At 45.5% G+C, this 19,091-nt stretch carries 17 protein-coding genes; 1 reads left to right on the top strand and 16 read right to left on the bottom strand.

Annotated features, from left to right (window positions below):
* Position 1: 1 nt before the first annotated feature.
* The 11 genes from M3204_RS10130 to M3204_RS10080 form a co-directional block, all read right to left on the bottom strand.
* On the bottom strand, positions 2–1,069 hold the full coding sequence (locus M3204_RS10130) for a phosphotransferase family protein (RefSeq protein ID WP_251481111.1): 1,068 nt from the start codon (positions 1,067–1,069) through the stop codon (positions 2–4).
* Between the two features lie 30 nt (positions 1,070–1,099).
* Positions 1,100–2,269, bottom strand: a complete 1,170-nt coding sequence (locus M3204_RS10125) for a thiolase family protein (protein ID WP_251481110.1) — start codon at positions 2,267–2,269, stop codon at positions 1,100–1,102.
* 15 nt (positions 2,270–2,284) lie between these two features.
* Positions 2,285–3,058, bottom strand: a complete 774-nt coding sequence (locus M3204_RS10120; protein WP_251481109.1) for an SDR family oxidoreductase — start codon at positions 3,056–3,058, stop codon at positions 2,285–2,287.
* Between the two features lie 13 nt (positions 3,059–3,071).
* Positions 3,072–4,277, bottom strand: coding sequence for an acyl-CoA dehydrogenase (locus M3204_RS10115; protein ID WP_251481108.1), 1,206 nt, complete (start codon positions 4,275–4,277; stop codon positions 3,072–3,074).
* 54 nt (positions 4,278–4,331) lie between these two features.
* Complete coding sequence (locus tag M3204_RS10110) at positions 4,332–5,474, bottom strand: acyl-CoA dehydrogenase family protein (protein ID WP_251481107.1); 1,143 nt, start codon at positions 5,472–5,474, stop codon at positions 4,332–4,334.
* A gap of 243 nt (positions 5,475–5,717) precedes the next feature.
* Positions 5,718–6,125, bottom strand: a complete 408-nt coding sequence (locus M3204_RS10105; RefSeq protein ID WP_251481106.1) for a MaoC/PaaZ C-terminal domain-containing protein — start codon at positions 6,123–6,125, stop codon at positions 5,718–5,720.
* Positions 6,122–6,571 (bottom strand): MaoC family dehydratase N-terminal domain-containing protein, encoded by a 450-nt coding sequence (locus tag M3204_RS10100; RefSeq protein ID WP_251481105.1) that lies wholly within the window; start codon positions 6,569–6,571, stop codon positions 6,122–6,124. The genes M3204_RS10105 and M3204_RS10100 overlap by 4 nt, the downstream gene beginning before the upstream one ends.
* A gap of 17 nt (positions 6,572–6,588) precedes the next feature.
* On the bottom strand, positions 6,589–7,353 hold the full coding sequence (locus M3204_RS10095; RefSeq protein WP_251481104.1) for a beta-ketoacyl-ACP reductase: 765 nt from the start codon (positions 7,351–7,353) through the stop codon (positions 6,589–6,591).
* A 48-nt stretch (positions 7,354–7,401) separates the two neighbouring features.
* Positions 7,402–8,577, bottom strand: coding sequence for an acyl-CoA dehydrogenase family protein (locus M3204_RS10090; RefSeq protein WP_251481103.1), 1,176 nt, complete (start codon positions 8,575–8,577; stop codon positions 7,402–7,404).
* A gap of 183 nt (positions 8,578–8,760) precedes the next feature.
* The gene (locus tag M3204_RS10085) at positions 8,761–9,072 is read right to left on the bottom strand and encodes a DUF3892 domain-containing protein (protein ID WP_251481102.1); all 312 of its coding nucleotides are present in this window, start codon (positions 9,070–9,072) and stop codon (positions 8,761–8,763) included.
* 89 nt (positions 9,073–9,161) lie between these two features.
* Complete coding sequence (locus M3204_RS10080) at positions 9,162–10,061, bottom strand: superoxide dismutase (RefSeq protein WP_251481101.1); 900 nt, start codon at positions 10,059–10,061, stop codon at positions 9,162–9,164.
* 151 nt (positions 10,062–10,212) lie between these two features.
* Here M3204_RS10080 and M3204_RS10075 point away from each other — a divergent pair, with 151 nt between their 5' ends.
* A complete protein-coding gene (locus M3204_RS10075; protein WP_251481100.1) occupies positions 10,213–11,262 on the top strand; it encodes a M42 family metallopeptidase in 1,050 nt (349 codons plus the stop codon).
* Between the two features lie 1,233 nt (positions 11,263–12,495).
* Here M3204_RS10075 and M3204_RS10070 read toward each other — a convergent pair.
* From M3204_RS10070 to M3204_RS10050, 5 genes are all read right to left on the bottom strand, one after another.
* Positions 12,496–13,710, bottom strand: coding sequence for an acyl-CoA dehydrogenase family protein (locus M3204_RS10070; RefSeq protein WP_251481569.1), 1,215 nt, complete (start codon positions 13,708–13,710; stop codon positions 12,496–12,498).
* Between the two features lie 86 nt (positions 13,711–13,796).
* Positions 13,797–15,011, bottom strand: coding sequence for an iron-containing alcohol dehydrogenase (locus tag M3204_RS10065; protein WP_251481099.1), 1,215 nt, complete (start codon positions 15,009–15,011; stop codon positions 13,797–13,799).
* Positions 15,012–15,049: 38 nt separating this feature from the next.
* Positions 15,050–16,579, bottom strand: coding sequence for an aldehyde dehydrogenase family protein (locus tag M3204_RS10060; RefSeq protein WP_251481098.1), 1,530 nt, complete (start codon positions 16,577–16,579; stop codon positions 15,050–15,052).
* A gap of 39 nt (positions 16,580–16,618) precedes the next feature.
* Positions 16,619–17,512: a R2-like ligand-binding oxidase gene (locus M3204_RS10055; RefSeq protein WP_251481097.1), complete on the bottom strand. Its 894-nt coding sequence runs from the start codon at positions 17,510–17,512 to the stop codon at positions 16,619–16,621.
* Positions 17,513–17,537: 25 nt separating this feature from the next.
* A complete protein-coding gene (locus M3204_RS10050; RefSeq protein WP_251481096.1) occupies positions 17,538–19,046 on the bottom strand; it encodes a class I adenylate-forming enzyme family protein in 1,509 nt (502 codons plus the stop codon).
* Positions 19,047–19,091: the final 45 nt, after the last annotated feature.

Genomic DNA, 19,091 nt, shown 5'->3' with positions numbered 1-19,091 from the left:
GTCATTTTTTTTCTGCGGTGTAAAGAGCATATTGGATCAGGCTGCTGACAAACTTGTCAAGGTGCGCAAACCGGGGATCCTTCGTCTGTCCCTTTTTCCACCTGTAATAGATTTGCTGGCAAATGACAGCAAGCTTGAAATAAGCAAATGTTTGATAAAAGTTCATGTTAGCCAGATCCCTGCCACTATTTCTTGCGTAATGCTCCATAAATTCATCACGAGTCATGAAACCGGGTGTTACCGTGACCGGCGGTTTTCCCATCCCTTTTTTCAAAAGATCGGGATCGTCGGGTTGTATCCAATAGCTCATCGCGACACCCAAATCGGCAAGCGGATCACCTACAGTCGTCATCTCCCAATCAAATAATCCAACCATTTCAGACATTTCCTCATTGAACATGGCATTGTTCAATTTGTAATCATAATGGATGATTGATGGCGTTTTAGATTCAGACTTAGATTCAGACACATTCTTTAGCATCCATTGTTTCAATTGCTCCACGCCTTCAACGATATCCGTTTCCGCCCGCTCATACCGGCGAATCCAGCCTACGACCTGTCTCTCCATGAAGCCTTCGGGTTTGGTCATTTCCGTAAGCTTTGTCTTCGTATAATCAATGCTGTGCAGCTCTACAAGGTGGTTGACCATCGTTTCTGACAGAGACTTGCATCTCTCTCTGCCAGGCATAATACCTTCCGGGAAATCAGTATCAAGGACAATGCCACGCTTTCTTTCCATCACAAAAAATGGACTGCCGATAACACTTTCATCTGCAAACAAATATGGTTTCGGAGCAGCCGAGAAATGAGGGCTGATTTCTTTAAGGATTTTATATTCCCGTTCCATATCATGTGCCTTAGGTGCAACAGGACCAAGCGGGGGACGCCGTAGGACCGCTTCCCACTCTCCCATCTTCAGCTGATAGGTTAAATTCGATTTTCCAAAGCTGAATTGCTGGATCGTCAGATATTCTTCAGGAAGATCTGTCAATTGCTCCCTTAAGTAGTTTTCGATCGCAATGGTATCAAGTTCTTCCCCTTGCCTGATGGGAATCGTATCAGAAGCCATAAGTAGCATTCCTCCTTTAAGGTGAAATTGTTATTCTCGTTCAATGATTGTGGCGATTCCCTGTCCGCCGCCGATGCATGCAGTGATCAGCGCGTACCGCCCGCCTCTTCTCTCAAGCTCGTAAACAGCTTTCGTGATCAGTATTGCTCCTGTTGCTCCCAATGGATGTCCATGAGCAATCGCCCCGCCATTGACATTGACTTTGGCCCTATCCATGTTTAGCTCCCTGTCACAAGCAATCACCTGTGCAGCAAATGCTTCGTTAATTTCGATGATGTCCATATCATCTAGAGTCAGACCCGACTTTTCAAGCACTTTTCTGACTGCAGGGACTGGGCCAATACCCATGATATTTGGATCTACTCCGGCTACTGCCTGCTCCCTTACGACCGCCATTGGTTTCACACCCAATTCTTGTGCTTTCTCCCTTGACATAACAATTAGTGCCGCGGCTGCGTCATTCAATCCGGAACTGCTCCCCGCTGTTACTGTCCCGCCCTGTAAAAAGGCCGGCTTCAATTGAGACAATGCTTCCAAAGTCGTTTGCGGCCGAGGATGCTCATCCTTGTTAAAAATGACTGGTGTCCCTTTTCGAACAGGTATCGTAATAGGCACAATTTGTTCGTCGAACACCCCTTCAGCCATCGCTGCCGCCATTTTTAGCTGGCTTGCCAGTGCGAATTCATCCTGCTCTTCCCTGCTGATTGAATATTTTGTTACTAGATTTTCCGCTGTGATTCCCATTGGCGGATCTCCGATTTCTTTCGGTGACAGCTGGGACTTCCTGAAGCTAGGAGGCACAGGGCTGTAGGATCTTTCCGGTTTATCCATTAAATAAGGAGCCCTGCTCATGCTTTCGATGCCGCCAGCAACATAGACATCACCAGTCCCCGCCTTTATTGCCTGGGCGGAAAGGTTGATTGCATTAATTCCCGACCCGCACTGGCGGTCAATCGTCAGGCCAGGCAATTCAAGTGAGAGTCCTGTTTGCAGAGCCGTTAGCCTGGCAATGTTGCCGCCGCCGCTGATGACATTCCCAATGATGATATCCTCAATCATTTCAGGCTGTACATTTGCCCTCCTGATTGCTTCCTTGATGACCTCTGCACCGAAGACATGGGCAGGTACCGTAGCAAGTGATCCGCCCTGTCTGCCGATTGCAGTCCTTACTGCAGATACAATCACTGCATCTCTGTTCATGGATGCTGCCTCCTTTTAGAGTACATGTGTTCCGCCGTCGACAATCACAACGTCACCTGTGATATAATCCGATGCTGATGCTGCCAGGAATACTGCTACACCCTTCAGGTCAGTATCAGAGCCGAATTTCCGCAGCGGAGTACCTTCAAGAATTGCATGGCCGCCTTTTTCAAGCAGACCCTTTGACATCTTTGTCGGGAAAAAGCCTGGTGCTATCGCATTGACATAAATTCCGCGCGGTCCCCATTTTGCCGCCAGGTCCTTTGTAAAAGTAATGACAGCACCCTTGCTGGCGTTATAGCCAATAGCATCCATAACCTTTGGATTGGAACCCTTCAGCCCAGCAACGGAGGCGATATTGATGATTTTTCCTGATCCTTGCTCAAGCATGACCCTGCCAGCAGCCTGAGACATGAGGAACGTTCCTGTCACATTGACATTCAAAACCTTTTGCCATGCTTCAAGCGGCATTTCTTCCGCCGGTGCGCCCCAGGAGGCTCCGCTGTTATTGACAAGGATATCGATCCTGCCGAATCTCTCAACGGTCTGTTCTACTACATTTTTCACATCTTCCGGGTTGGTGATGTCACATTTCAAAGCCAGGGATTCAACTCCGATCTCCTTCAGCTTCCCGCTGACTTCTTCACAGGCGTCTACTCGCCGTGAGCAAACCACAACATTTGCACCCGCTTCTGCGAAACCAATCGCGATTTGCTCTCCAAGGCCTCGTCCCCCGCCTGTGACTATCGCTACTTTTCCTTTTAGTGAAAACAGTTCTGATACATGCATTGATGAATCCTCCTTACATATATTTTTTCAGCTCGTATCTTGCAATCGCTCGTTTATGCACCTCATCAGGCCCGTCTGCGAGTCGTAGTGTCCTGATATTCGCCCACGCAGCTGCGAGAGTGAAATCATCGCTGACACCTGCTGCTCCGAATGCCTGAATTGCCCTGTCGATGATTTTAAGTGCCATATTAGGCGCAACCACTTTGATCATCGCTATTTCAGCTTTGGCTTCTTTGTTTCCGACTGTATCCATCATGAACGCAGCCTTTAATGTAAGGAGTCTCGCCTGTTCGATATCAATCCTGGCCTCCGCAATCCATTCCTGGATGACACCCTGCTGTGCAAGCTTTTTACCAAATGCAGTTCTTTGAAGAACACGTTTTGACATTTCTTCAAGAGCTCTTTCAGCAGCACCGATCGTTCTCATGCAATGGTGGATTCTCCCCGGCCCAAGCCGGCCCTGGGCAATCGCAAAGCCTTTTCCTTCATCCCAAAGCATATTGGAGGCAGGTACTCTTACATTCTTGTATTCTATTTCTGCGTGTCCATGCGGGGCGTGGTCGTACCCGAAAACAGGAAGAATTCTCTTTATTGTGACACCTGGTGCATCAAGCGGAACAAGAATCATAGATTGCTGCTCGTGCTTCGGGGCATCGGGGTCATTTTTACCCATCACAATCGCGATCCTGCACCGTGGATCTCCAGCACCTGAAGACCACCATTTCGTTCCGTTAATGACATATTCATCTCCATCACGGACAATGCTTGCCTGGATGTTTGTTGCGTCAGAGGAAGCAACCTCAGGTTCTGTCATCGAGAAACAGGATCTGATTTCACCCTCCAGGAGAGGTTTTAGCCATTGCTCCTTTTGTTCCTCCGTTCCGTACCGTACGAGCACTTCCATATTGCCCGTATCAGGAGCGGCGCAGTTGAACACCTCCGGGGCGATGCTGGACCTTCCCATGTTTTCGCAAAGTGGCGCGTATTCCAGGTTGGTGAGACCTTCACCGTATTCACTCTCTGGTAAAAACAGATTCCATAGTCCCTTCTCTTTCGCCTTTTGCTTCAGTTCTTCCATTATTGGGGGAACTTTAGAGAATGGATCATGTTTATCGATTTGTTCTTTATAAAGCTTTTCATTCGGATAAATGTTTTCATCCATGAACTCTGTCAGCCTGGCCTGGTATTCCTTGACCTTCTCAGTATGGTTAAAATTCATCCAAACCACCTCTTTCTTTTTTTGATACTAACTAGTTGGTATGTTCACTAGCTACTATTCTTTTTCCAGCTGTGCCGCTATGATGTTTTTCTGAATTTCCGACGTACCCTCATAAATCCTAGTAATCCGTGCATCCCGGAAAAATCGTTCGACTGGATAATCTGATATATAACCGAGACCGCCGTGAACCTGAACTGCCTTATCGGCGACCCTGTTGTAAACCTCTGATCCATAAAGCTTTAGCATGGCAGCTTCCTTGATAACCTTCTGGCCGGAATCAACCATCCAGGCAACCCGGTATGTAAAAGACCTGAGCGCTTCGATTTCAACCGCCATTTCCGCCAGCATATGGCTAACTGCCTGATGCTTGATAATCGGCTTCCCGAACTGGATTCTCTCCTTGGCGTAGGCAACAGACATATCAAGGAGCTTCTGTGATGACCCCAAATTTCTCGCTGCAAGACCTGCCCTTCCATTGGCCAGTATTTTCAATGCATTTACATAACCCTGGCCTTCAGTCCCAAGAATATTTTCAACTGGGACCTCGCAATTCTCGAACACCAATTCAGCCGAATGTGACCCCTTAAGACCCATCTTCTTTTCAACTTTGCCGAGCTTGAAGCCTGGAAAGTCCTTCTCGACAATAAATGAAGTGATTCCTTTCGCCCCTTTATCAGGGTCTGTCACTGCCATCACTGTAAAAACACTCGCCTCTATTGCATTCGTTATATAGTGCTTCAAACCATTCAAAACATATTTATCGCCTTTTTTCACAGCTGTCGTTCTCAAGTTTGCTGCATTCGAACCGGCATCAGGTTCTGTGAGGGCAAAGGCACCGATTTTTTCTCCGCTGGCCATTGCAGGCAAGTATTTTCGTTTTTGCTGTTCATTGCCCAACTCGACAATCCCGACTGTGCCAATCCCGGTATGGGCGCCAATCAAAGTCGTATAGCCATTATGAGTCTGGCCGATTTCCTCATACAGTGCACATTTCTCCACCATGCCAATTCCCAGCCCGCCGTATTCCTCCGGTATGCTTAGTCCGAAGAGGCCCATTTCCTTGGACAACTGAATGATGTTTTCAGGGATTTTGTCTTCTTCTTCGATCTGCATCGCAAAAGGCTCTACTTCACTCTGGATAAAATTACGGACATTTCTTTTTAAAGCCAGTAAATCCTCGTCAAAATCAAAGTTCACTTGTGTTTAACACCTCGTTTCTTCTTTTTGAATTAGAAATTCCAGATACAACTACATAATCAAAAGCCGATATTCCTTAAAATTTGTGTTTATTACTGAAAGTTGCAGTTTTATTCCTTAGTTTTTCGATATATTCCTGAAATCACTCTTTTTATTCCTTAAAATCCCGTTATATTCCTAAATGGCATTCAAAGCCCATGCTATAGCAATAAACCCAGCAAATCTCTGCCGGGTTTTTGGTTATTAAGAAGCATACCGATGATACAGCACATCTCCCATAATGACTTCATTGCCATTTTGATTGACCGCACGAACTTTGAATGTGAGGATGTTTTCATTTTCCTCTGCAAGTTCTGCCTGGAGGGTGACGACGTCATTCAGGAATACCATCCCTTTAAAACGAATCGTATAGTCTTGAATGAATCCTTCCTCATAAAATTCGGTAAATAGCTTAGCCAGGTTGCCCATTGTCCACATGCCGTGAGCGATGATCCCCGGCAGGCCAGCCTTTTTCGCTTCTTCATCGATTGTATGGATTGGATTGTAATCTCCTGATGCACCGGCGTATTTAATCAGAGTTATCCGGTCAACCGGATCCAGCTGAATTTCCTTCAGGGCCTCGCCTACCTTCAATTCTGCTAAATTACTCATCCGATTAGCACCTTCCTTACGGCTTCCGTAATAATGACGGTTTGTGTGGAGGTAAAAACAACCTTTCCCATTTCGTCCTCACCAAAGCTTTCTAATACAAGGAAGCCCATTTCACCCTGGGTTCCTTTCTTTTCAAAATAATTTTTGATTACCGAATAACAAGTTATTTCTTCACCTACAAGTAAAGGGCGTTCGTAATGATAAGTCTGTTCCCCATGGATCAAGCCTTTATTAGGAAGATTTAGTCCCTGTATTGTTCCATAATCAAAAACCCTCGGAAAAGTAGGCGGGGCAATGTTCCTGTTATAGCGAGAGTTTTTGCCGGTTTCCTCATCAATGAAAATGGGGTGTAGATCTCCGATGGACTCAGCAAATTTCTTGACAGCGCCACGTTCCACAATGTTTTTTACTTTATTGGACTGTTTGCCAATATGCTCTTTAAACACTGACTTTTCACCTCACATTAATTTTTCGGACCGCCAGCCACATAAATGACCTGGCCGTTGACAAAGGAAGATTTTTCATCAGCAAAGAAAGCAACTGCGTTGGCGATATCTGCCGGTTTACCGCTCCTGCCGACCGGAATGCTCGCGACACTGTGTTTAATCAGGTCATCAAACGAAATACCGATTCGCGCTGCTGTTTCTTTCGTCATTTCCGTCTCGATGAAACCTGGAGCGACCGAGTTGGCTGTGATTCCATAACGACCAAGTTCGATTGCAAGTGTTTTAGTGAAACCCTGGAGACCTGCCTTTGCCGCTGCATAGTTTGCCTGCCCTCTGTTTCCAAGTGCGGACGTTGACGAAATATTGATGATCCGGCCATATTTCTGTTCAACCATATACTTCTGAGCTGCTTTCGCTGCATTGAATGAACCTTTCAGATGGACGTCCATGACCGTTTGCCAGTCGGAATCCGTCATTTTGAAAAGCAGGTTATCGCGGATAACTCCCGCGTTGTTCACAAGGATATCAACAGAACCAAAAGTGTCATGTACTTCTTTAACTGCTTGTTCCACCTGCTCATAATCTGTCACGTTTGCTACTTTGGAGTAAACTTCATAACCTTTCTCACGTAACTCGTTCGTTGTTTCTGCTAATGCTTCCTCATTCAAGTCTATAAATGCAACCTTTGCTCCTTCCTCTGCGAAAAGCTGAACAATTCCTTTTCCGATTCCTCTGCTGCCTCCTGTCACAAAAGCAACTCTTCCATCAAATCTTCCTGCCATTCTAGTTCCTCCTCTATCCACTAAACTGTTAACGCTTTCATTTGTTGGTTATACAAACTGGCCGATTTTCACATGCCCTTTCAATAGGTCCCTGGCGATGATCATGCGCTGGATTTCATCAGTTCCATCGTAAATTCTCCAAAGTCTCGCTTCCCGATACCAGCGCTCGATTGGCAATTCCCTTGTATAGCCCATGCCGCCATGAATTTGCATGACGCGGTCGACAACCCTGTTCCCCATGTTGGAGCCATACAATTTTGCCATCGATGCCATATGCCTGTTATCTTCACCGGCATCAAGTGTATAAGCGGCATTAAGCACGAGCCATCTTGCGGCTTCGATTTCGACTGCTGAATCGGCAATCATCCACTGGATAGCTTGTCTTTCAGCAATCGGCTTGCCGAACGTGATTCGCTCTTTTGAATAGTCAATCGCCATTTGCAGCAAGCGTTCCGCGGATCCGATCGCTCTGGCGCCAACTACCCATCTTGCAAAACCGATCCATTCCAGTCCCAATTTATAGCCGCCATCGACTTCTCCCAAAATATTTTCCTCTGGTACGCGGACGTTATCAAACACCAGCCCCGCCGGCCCCCATTCGCCCATCGTATGTATGAATTCTGATCTCCAGCCCATATCCCGGTCGACAATAAAACAAGTCACACCATCACGCCCTGTTGCCCGGTGTTTTTCTTTATCGGTGATCGCGATGACCATAACAAAGTCAGCTTCATTTCCGCCTGTTATGAAAGTTTTTTCGCCATTTAGCACCCATTCATTGCCGTCCTTCACAGCCGTCATTTTAATATTTCTTGTATCCGAGCCAGCACCTGGCTCTGTCATCGCGAAGCACGATTTTTTCTCCCCGTTGATGGTTGGGATCAGATACTTCCGTTTTTGCTCTTCGTTGCCATAATAAAGAATGTTGTCTGCCGACCCACCAAACTGGAAAGGAACAAATGTCTTGGATACCTCCATGAGGACGATGGCCATCATCATCTGCCCCAGATCTGCACCTCCATATTGTTCCGGTGTATTGATTCCCCAGAACCCTGCTTCTTTAGCCTTCATCTGTAGTTCATGCATTTTTCCAGGAGGAAGGCTTGGACGTCCTTCTCTTTCATTTCTAAGTACTTCATTTTCCAGCGGAATTAATTCCTTTTCTACAAATCGTCGAATTGTCTTTTGCACCATTTTCTGTTCTTCCGTAAGCCGTAAATGCATTCCAGTCACTCCCATCTTATTCTTCAATTCTGATAGTCTATTAAAAATGTATGTCATAACTACGTATTACATACCTACCGGTTGGTATGTTACCTTTAATTTTAGATTGAAATTTCAGAAAAATCAAGTTATTTGTTAATCTATAGGAGAAACGAACAAAAAAATTGCAGGGATTCCTCCCTGCTAGAAATGTGGTAAATTATCAAGGTTATTTTCTTTAATTCCATCAGGTTCACTCCTGAGAATATCACGGCCATATTTATGGAATACATCAACATGTGCCAGCTTTCCCGTTTTAGCCTCAGATAGCGCAGAAATATAATCGAGCTCCCTGCCGCTTTCTGTTTTAAATGCGATCAGGTCGCCGTCATCATTTTTCCTGACGGCTACTATTTGCTCTTTTCCTGATAGTTGTGCGTTGGCTTCCAACTCCGCTTGCCCCATGCTTTGTTCCTTGTATTCATTGTAAATCTGGTTAAAGTCCTTGTTTTCCATAAAAAAACACCTCCCGAACATATGTTTAGTTTAAGCAGGAAGGGGTTTTTTATACAGAGAAGGATGGAATCATGTCACCCTTCCTTTTACTAAAATGGCTGCCATGCGATTGTGCGTGCCTTGTTGAACCTCTGTTCGACTTCATTCCAATTGACAATCCGCCACCAGTTATCAACATATTTAGCCCGCTCGTTTTTATATTGCAGGTAATAAGCATGCTCCCAAACATCGAGCACAAGTAACGGTACAACATCCCATTGCGATAAGTTTTGGTGCTTTTCTGCCTGGAGGATTTCCAGCCGGTGCGAACGAGGAGACCAAACAAGGATTGCCCAGCCAACAGCTTCAACATTTTTAGCGGCTTCTGAAAAATGCTTTTTGAACTTTTCAAAGCTGCCGAAAGAATCATTGATCGCTTTTCCGAGCTGCCCTTTAGGGGTTCCCCCGCCATTCGGACTCATGATGCTCCAAAAGATGGTGTGAAGATAATGGCCGGCCCCATGGAAAGCTGCTTCCCGTTCCCAATGTTTAATCAACCCGAAATCTCCATTTTGCCGTGCTTTCTGCATCTCGTTTTCAGCTTTGTTCAATCCATCCACATAGCTCTGGTGATGCTTTGAATGGTGCAGCCTCATGATTTCCTCTGCTATGACAGGCTCAAGTGCATTATACGCATATGGCAAGGGCGGCAATTTGTGTCCTCCGATAGGGACTGGCTGCAGCCTTTGGCCTTGCTGACGCTCATTTTCTGCCTCAGGACCGCTCAAATAATTCGCAAACTCATCATATAAGTTTCTTGCTTCAGCGTATAACGTTTCCTCTTCCATGGAATTTTCCGCTTTTGTTTTAAGTGTTAAAAGGTTCTCTTCCCATAGTTTTAATGCTTGTTCTTCCTCTGATTCTCTAAGCTGCCCTTTTACTGAAGCCCATTCCGCTTCCATCTCCCTGCACCATTCCAGCAACGAATACCTGAACCAATATCCATTCATTTTAATCCCTCCCCAAAACTGCATCCATAATCAAAATATGAATAGACCAGGTTTGTGATTACAGGAATACAATATAAATGGTTACTTTGATTCAGGAAAAAAGTTTATAATATGATTTACATGGAAGATTTTATATGAGAGGAGTTTTAAAATGGCATACCCGAACACAAATGAAACAATAAGCTTATTGAAGGAATTAGTCAGCATTCCAAGTCCTTCGGGAAACACAAACGAAGTCATTACATATGTAGAAAAGTTTTTAAATGAAATGAAGGTGGAAACGAAAAGGAATCGCAAAGGCGGCTTGATTGCGACTCTTCCCGGGAAGGACCAGCAAAATCACAGAATGCTGACTGCCCATGTCGATACACTTGGAGCGATTGTAAAAGAAATCAAGCCGAGCGGACGACTTAAGCTTGATTTGATTGGCGGTTTTAAATACAACTCCATTGAAGGCGAATACTGTGAAATTGAAACTTCGAGCGGCAAAAAGTTCACAGGCACAATATTAATGCATCAAACCTCTGTCCATGTATATAAGGATGCCGGGAAAGCAGAACGCAACCAGGATAATATGGAAGTCCGTCTTGATGAAAAAGTTCTTAATGCTGAAGATGTCAGGTCACTTGGCATCGAAGTGGGCGATTTTGTATCATTTGATCCGCGGGTACAGATTACTCCATCAGGTTTCATCAAATCCCGTCACCTTGATGACAAGGCAAGTGTCGCCATCCTGCTTCAGTTGATCAAACAAATTAAGGATGAAAACATCGAATTGCCATACACAACACACTTTTTGATTTCCAATAACGAAGAAATTGGCTATGGAGGCAACTCGAATATTACACCGGAAACCGTTGAGTATCTTGCGGTCGATATGGGGGCAATGGGTGATGGCCAGTCAACGGATGAGTACACCGTCTCCATCTGTGTAAAGGATGCGAGCGGACCTTACCATTACGAGCTGAGGAAAAGGCTGACACAACTTGCCGTCGACAATGGAATCGGCTACAAACTCGATATCTATCCTTTCTACGGATCAGACGCATCAGCCGCGATCCGTTCAGGACATGACATCATTCATGGCTTGATTGGACCGGGAATCGATTCATCCCATGCATTCGAACGAACACACAAAGATTCAATTGAAAATACAGCCAAACTGCTGTACCACTACGTACTGTCTGAAATGATATTATAAAGATAAAAGGTGATCAGCTTCTGATATTTGATGAAGCGATCACCTTTTTTGGTTCGTACACCTCATTCTCGACAAGATGAAAGCTGTTTTAGTTAAAAAGAATCGAATTAATAATCAGGTATAGTTGCTTTTACCGCTTTAGGGAATTACGGGCAATGCAGAAGCGTTGCTTTTACCCAAAATGACTTTTGCCGCCGATTTTCGGGTAATGCAGAGGTGTTGCTTTTACCTAAAATATCTCCGCCACTGATTTTCGGGCAATGCAGAGTGTCTGCTTTTACCCAAAATGACTTCGCCGCCGATTTTCGGGCAATGCAGAAGCGTTGCTTTTACCTAAAATGTCTCCGCCACCGAATTACGGGTAATGCAGAAGCGCTGCTTTTACCTAAAATGTCTCCGCCACCGAATTACGGGCAATGCAGAGTGTCTGCTTTTACCTAAAATGTCTCCGCCACTGATTTTCGGGCAATGCAGAGTGTCTGCTTTTACCCAAAATGACTTCGCCGCCGATTTTCGGGCAATGCAGAAGCGCTGCTTTTACCTAAAATGTCTCCGCCACCGTTTTACGGGCAATGCAGAGTGTCTGCTTTTACCCAAAATGACTTTGCCGCCGATTTTCGGGTAATGCAGAGGTGTTGCTTTTACCTAAAATGTCTCCGCCACTGATTTTCGGGCAATGCAGAGTGTCTGCTTTTACCTAAAATGTCTCCGCCACCGAATTACGGGTAATGCAGAAGCGCTGCTTTTACCTAAAATGTCTCCGCCACCGAATTACGGGCAATGCAGAGTGTCTGCTTTTACCCAAAATGACTTCGACAGCGATTTCCGGGGAATGCAGAGGTGTTGCTTTTACCCACAATGAATTTGCCAACGATTTTCGGGCAATGCAGAGTGTCTGCTTTTACCCAAAATGACTTCGCCACCGACTTTCGGGCAATGCAGAGTGTCTGCTTTTACCCAAAATGACTTCGCCACCGAATTACGGGCAATGCAGAGTGTCTGCTTTTACCCAAAATGACTTCGCCAGCGATTTTCGGGTAATGCAGAGGTGTTGCTTTTACCCAAAATGAATTTGCCAATGATTTTAGGGCAATGCAGAGCCGTTGCTTTTACCTAAAATGACTTTGCCAACGATTTACGGGTAATGCAGAGGTGTTGCTTTTACCCAAAATGACTTCGCCATTGATTTTCGGGCAATGCACAGGGGAGTATTTACGAATCATCCCCTTTTTCTTATTTCACTGCTTCTTCCGTAACGGTTTCAAATGGCCACGCTGGAAGCATATTGGATAATGGTTTATCGACCCGATATCCTAAAACATACTCTCCCTGCATGACTGTGTGTATTTCTCGTGTTCCTTCATAAATGACGGGTGCTTTGGCATTCCTTAAATATCGTTCAACTGGATATTCGTTAGAAAATCCGTACGCACCATAAATTTGGACGGCGTCGTTCGCCGCTTCATAGGCATAGTCACATGCCTGCCACTTGGCCAGGGAGGTTTCCCGGGTATTCCTCTTACCCTGGTTTTTAAGACAGCCGGCACGGTAAACAAGTAAACGGGACTGTACCAGGCCTGCTTCCATCCTGGCGATCATTTGCTGGACAAGCTGGTGCCTGCCGATTTCTTTGCCAAAGGTGCTTCGTTCATGACAATACTTCACACTTGCTTCAAGGCTTGCCATGATTGTTCCGCATGCGCCCGCAGCTACTGTAAAGCGGCCGTTATCCAATGCGGACATTGCGATTTTAAAACCATCTCCCTCCCGGCCTAACAAATTTTCCTTAGGAACTTTTACATTATCAAAGTAGATTTCCCCGGTATTTCCCGCCCTGATCCCGAGTTTTCCTTTAATCGCTTTGGATGAAAAGCCGTCCCATGTTCGCTCCACAATAAAGGCAGATATGCCGTGGTGTTTTTTATTTTTATCAGTATAAGCAAAGACAAGGAAATGGTCGGCAACATCACATAATGAGATCCATGTTTTTGATCCATTAAGTATATAGTGATCTCCTGCGTCTCTGGCCATTGTCTGCATTGCCGCAACATCTGAACCTGCATTAGGCTCTGTCAGCCCAAATGCTCCAACCTTCTCCCCTTTTGACTGAGGAACCAGGTACTTCTGCTTTTGCTGCTCATTTCCCCACTGGAGCAATGTCATGCTGTTCAGCCCCGTGTGCACAGAGACCGCGGTCCTGAAGGCGGTGTCGCCTCGCTCAAGCTCCTCACATACAATCGCAAGTGAATTATAGTCCATTCCGCTGCCGCCATATTCTTCCGGTATACAGACACCCATTAGTCCCAGATTTGCAAGCCTTGTTAAAATACTGGTTTCAAAATGCTGTTTCTCATCCCAATCTTTTATATAAGGCAAGATTTCTTTATCAACAAAGCTCCTGACTGTTTTTCTCAAAAGTTCCTGTTCTTCGGTAAAATCAAAATTCATCATCTTTGACCACTCCTTTATAAACTTGAGCTGTTAGGACTGTAAAAAGAGGGTGAACCGCGTCCGGATTCCCCTCTTAATTCATTTTATTTTACGCCAATCGGCACGACCTGCTGGCCGACAGCCTGAATCAGTTCTTTTGGCATCGGGAAGGATACCGCGGCAGGGTCCTTGGCAACGGCAACGGCAACTCTCTCCAGGTCTTCCTCAGTCAAGTTGTATTCAGTAAAGTCTGATGGCAAACCGGTTTTATGCTGAAGCAATCTTATTTTTTCAATGACTTTTGCCAGAACGGCTTCATTCTCTTCTTCAGCATTGAAGTCAACACGCAATGCCGAGGCTAGCTCTTTTACCTTAGGAAGATATAAACTTGGCACAAATTCCATTACCACAGGCAGGAAAACGGCATTTGCCAGTCCATGAGGAATCCGGAACAATGCGCCATATGCATGGGCGAAGTTATGGACCGGAATGGCGTTCAGAGCAAAACTGAATGCGGTGATTCCCATAAGGCTCGCCTGCAGCATTTCCATTCTAGCTTCAAGATTGGAACCCTCTGCTACAGCAACCGGAAGATTTTTTTCGATCAGCCTGATTGCATGCAAAGCATGAGCATCCGTCAGTGCAGTAGCATTAGGAGATGCAAATGCCTCGATTGCATGGGTCAATGCATCAAAGCCGGTAAAAGCAGTGATTGCCGGCGGCAGTCCCACTGTCAAATCAGGATCCAGCACCGCGATATCAGCACTTATAAAAGGGTTGATGATATTGCCTTTCATCTTGATATCCTCATTATAGATGACCGCAATCGGTGACACCTCTGATCCTGTTCCCGCTGTTGTCGGAATGGCGATATGCGGTATAGGGATATGGGTAGCTTTTGGGAACTGCTCGAATAAAAAGCCGCCAGGAATCGCTTCCTTGATGTCGGTTAACCCTTTATGCATTGCAAATTTGACTCCCTTAACCGTGTCAAGCACACTGCCGCCTCCGACAGCAAGCAATCCGTCAGCGCCTACTTCTCTTGCATACCGGAGAGCTTCATTCACCGAAGCGCTTTCGGCATCCTGGGCAATATCGACATATATCCCTGCAAGTTCAGGGCCAGTTCCTTTACTTGTTAATTCGAAAATCTGGGCGACCTTTTCTACTACGCCAGCTTTTTCCAGCCCCCTGTCGCTAAAAAGGACCACTCTTTTAGCACCCAGACCTTTGAACAAATCAGGTATCATGGCACGAGAATTTGATCCGCTGTAGATTGCTGATCGAAGAGAGAATTGTGATAATGTTGTCGTTTGCATCTTCTTTTTCACCTCATATATATTTTTTTAAAAATGACTTATTCAGCTGTATCGGAAAGAAGCAGGCCATACCATATTCGTTTATGTGCTTCAGGAACCATTGATGTATGCACATGCTTGACTTGAGTGTAGGCATCCAGTGAATGCTTGCCCATCTCGCGTCCGATGCCGCTCTGTTTGTATCCTCCAAATGGGGCATCATTACGGAGCATATGCCAATCATTAATCCAGACAACCCCGGCCTGGAGCTTGCGCGCTACTTCATATGCTTTGTTCACGTCTCTTGTCCATACGCCGGCCGCAAGACCATAGATAGAGTCATTCGCCATCCTGATTGCTTCGTCTACATCTTTATATCGGATCACAGATAATACCGGACCAAAAATCTCTTCACGGGCGATTTTCATGTCATTCGTTACATTTGTGAAAATTGTTGGTTCAATAAAATGGCCATTTTCACAGCCAGCGACCTTCACTTCATTTCCACCGCAAACTAGGGTTGCGCCTTCTGCTTTTCCTGCTTCGATATAGGATAAAATCGATTCTTTTTGCCTCTTGGAAATGATCGGACCAACGTCAGTAGCAGGGTCAAGCGGGTTTCCAAGCTTGATTTTCCCGGCAAGCTTCACAAGATTCTCTACAATCACATCGTGCAAATGATCCGGAACAAACAGTCTCGTCCCTGATTCACAAAGCTGACCTGAATGCAGGAACACTCCGAATAAGCTTCCTGGCAGGGCAAGATTTAAGTCGGCATCCTCGAGAATGATATTAGGTGACTTACCTCCAAGCTCCAATGTCGTATTTTTAACTGTTCCTGACGCGAGCTGCATTACTTTTCTGCCGACTTCTGTCGACCCTGTAAAAGCAATCTTATCTACTTTCGGATGGCTGGCTAGTGTCTCGCCTACCTCAGCACCTGGTCCGGTCACGACATTGATGACTCCAGGAGGGACGACCTGTGAAATGATTTCAGCCAGCTTCAAAGTCGATAACGGAGTATAGCTTGCCGGCTTGACGACAACCGTATTTCCCATCGCCAGTGCAGGTGCGATTTTCCATGTCGCAATCACCATCGGCAGGTTCCAGGGAGTAATCGCTGCGCAAACACCGATTGGTTCACGCCAGATAAAATTATGAGCCGGTCCCGGGAATGGCAGACTTGGCAGCGTTTCAGAGAATTCATATTCCTCGACGAACTTGGCCAATGTCTGGAACAAATCTACCATTTGCAGTATATCGTTGGCGCCAATTCTTCTTACTGTCCCGCCGGAACTGATTGATTCAAGATAAGCCAGTTCTTCAGCATGCAAAGCGATTTGATAGGAAATAGCATACAGCACCTTCGATCTGTCTTTTGGCTTCATATCCTTCCAATCGGTATCATCGAATGCCTTCCTTGCTGCATCAACAGCCCTGTCCACATCGTCCGAATTCCCCTTAGCCACGCGGGCCACCAGTTCTCCAGTCGCCGGATTAAAGACATCAAAGGTTTCCTTGCTGCTTGCTGCCTCCCAATTACCATTAATAAATAACGGGAACGTTTTTACATCAACATTTACTGTCATTTTGCGTCCTCCTCTATTACTACTAGATTACTTGTTTCCTTAAAGTACACCCATCTCAGTCTCTGTGACTCTATATATCTCTTCAATACGTTTTCCCCTTGCTCTTGAAAGGATCTCCATCCTGACCGAAAGCTGTTTCATTGTAAAATTCATCGTATCTTCGATCTGGTTCCCAAAAGTGCTTACATCCTTGCCCTTGAAGCCCTCCTGGTTCAGGCGGATTGCAAGCGGGGTTAATTCCTGCATTCTTCCTTCCACGAACTCGTACAAATGAGGGTGCTCACAAATCAGTCTTTGAAGCAGGAAGGTACCATAGCCGATATGACGTGATTCATCCCTTTTCAAGTTGCCAATACCCTTTAGCAAGCCTGGCATCAGGCCGAGTGTCTCGAGATTCTGATAGAAGGAGTAATAGCCTGTTTCGGCCAGGACACCCTCAACGAACATATTGTAGACAGTTGCTGCTTCGGCTATGGCCTCAGGCGATTGGTCTGTCAGCAGACGGTCCATCGTAGTTGGCAGAATTTCATAGAAAATCGTTTTATACGTTTCGGTATGGTGTCCAGATAGGTCACCTGTTTCACCCAGTGCATTCAGAACAAGACGAAAGAATTCAGTATGCTTGGCTTCTTCGAACAAGAAGGTGGTTAAGAACATTTCCTCCTCTAGCCTGCCTTCCTTGGCGATGGCCATCATCAGTGGCAGCAAATCGAGAGTGACAGCCTCCTCCCCGGCCTGAAACTGTGAAATCAAGCGCAATATATCATTTTGCTGCTCAGTATTGAGCTGCTTCCAGTCACTTTGGTCCTGGGTAAAATCAATATCTGCCGGATTCCATATGCCAAATTTCTTTGCTTTTTGATAAAGACGGAACGGGAATGAATCTGTCTGCAGTCCCCGCTTGCTAGTTGTTAAAATTGTTCTTTGTTCCATTTGCACTCCTCCTTGGTAGATGGCTTTATTTTGTGATGATAGTTTCTCTTAAACGTGTTTTCAGGATTTTGCCCACACCGTTGCGGGGCAAAGCTTCCATAAAAATAATGCGCTTAGGTGTTTTGCTTTTGGCTAGATTGTCCTGGCAGTAATGGATCAGTTCCTCTTCAGTTGGAGTCGTCCCCGCTTTCTTCACGACACATGCAACGATTTCCTCACCCATCCTTTCATCAGGCACCCCAACGACCGCTGCTTCCGAGACAGATTCATGAGCGTTCAGCAGCTCTTCAATATCACGGGGATAGACATTGAATCCACCCCTGATCACCAAATCCTTTTTCCTGTCGACAATATAGAGATAGCCTTCGTTGTCAACTCTGGCCATATCCCCAGTAAATAGCCAGCCATCTTTGAGGGTGCGGTTCGTTTCTTCTTTGTTCTGATAATAACCGGGAGTAACATTTTCACCGGAAACAATGAGTTCCCCAACTTCTCCTGTAAGGACTTCTCTGCCCTGTTGATCAACGATTTTTATTTTGATTCCAGGGATCGGGATTCCGACTGACCCTGGTTTTATTTCAATTTTTTTATTATGTGCGGTGACGATAGGGGCTGCTTCTGATAAACCATAACCCTCAAAAACTTTTGCGCCGAACTTTTTGCGGAATCCGTTCAGGAGCGCAATTGGCAATGGAGCAGACCCTGAGCCAATCCACTCTAGAGAGGATGTATCATAACGGTCAGCATGAGGGCTGCCAACCATCGCGTGGATCATCGCAGGAACTGCAGAGAAAGCTTTCACCTTATATGTCTCGATTGCTCTGAAAATTTCTTCTGGGTCAAACCTGGAGAAAACAACAACTGAACTCCCCGTTATATAGCACGTATTCGAAATCGTGAGCCCATATACATGTGCTAACGGAAGGACGCCAATCGTAACGCCTCTTTCGGTTTCATTATGGGCTGCGGAGTTAGCGGCATTGGTGTAGAGATTTTTGTGGGTCAACAGAACGCCTTTCGGATTTCCGGTCGTTCCTGAGGTGTATAAAATCACGGCGATTTCATTTTCATTAGAATCAACTTTGGTGTCAGCGGATTCCGCAGACATTAAATCATAAAGGTTTAACACATCGTCATTGCCTGGAAGATCAGCAGCTACTAGGACTGGTTTGACTTCTAGGCCATCAATCGCCTTTTTAATATTTTCTGCTGTATAGGAAGAGGAAATGACAACTTTGGCTTCGCAATTTTCAATGATGTACTGAATTTCTTTTGGATGCAAGGTGAACATGATTGGCACAATGACAGCACCGCTCCTAGTAATGCCTTGATAGGAAAAAATCACTTCAGGGTTATTTGGCATACAGACGACAACACGGTCGCCTTTTCCCACTCCAAGCTTTTGGAGGCCCTTCGCAATCTGATCAGCGTATTTCCTTGTTTCTATATTTGTATACTGCTTGTCTTTATAAAAAATAAATGGATATTCCCCATATTTACTGATATTATTTTCAAGCAAGTCTTTCAGGTTCATTTAATCCTCTCCTGTAAAAAAGTAATAAGAAAGGCACCAGCAAGA

Source organism: Mesobacillus subterraneus, from assembly GCF_023715485.1.
In the GTDB taxonomy this organism is placed as follows: domain Bacteria; phylum Bacillota; class Bacilli; order Bacillales; family Cytobacillaceae; genus Mesobacillus; species Mesobacillus subterraneus_B.
The sequence above is the reverse complement of the archived record's forward strand: the minus strand, read 5'-3'. Positions and strand labels throughout refer to the sequence as shown.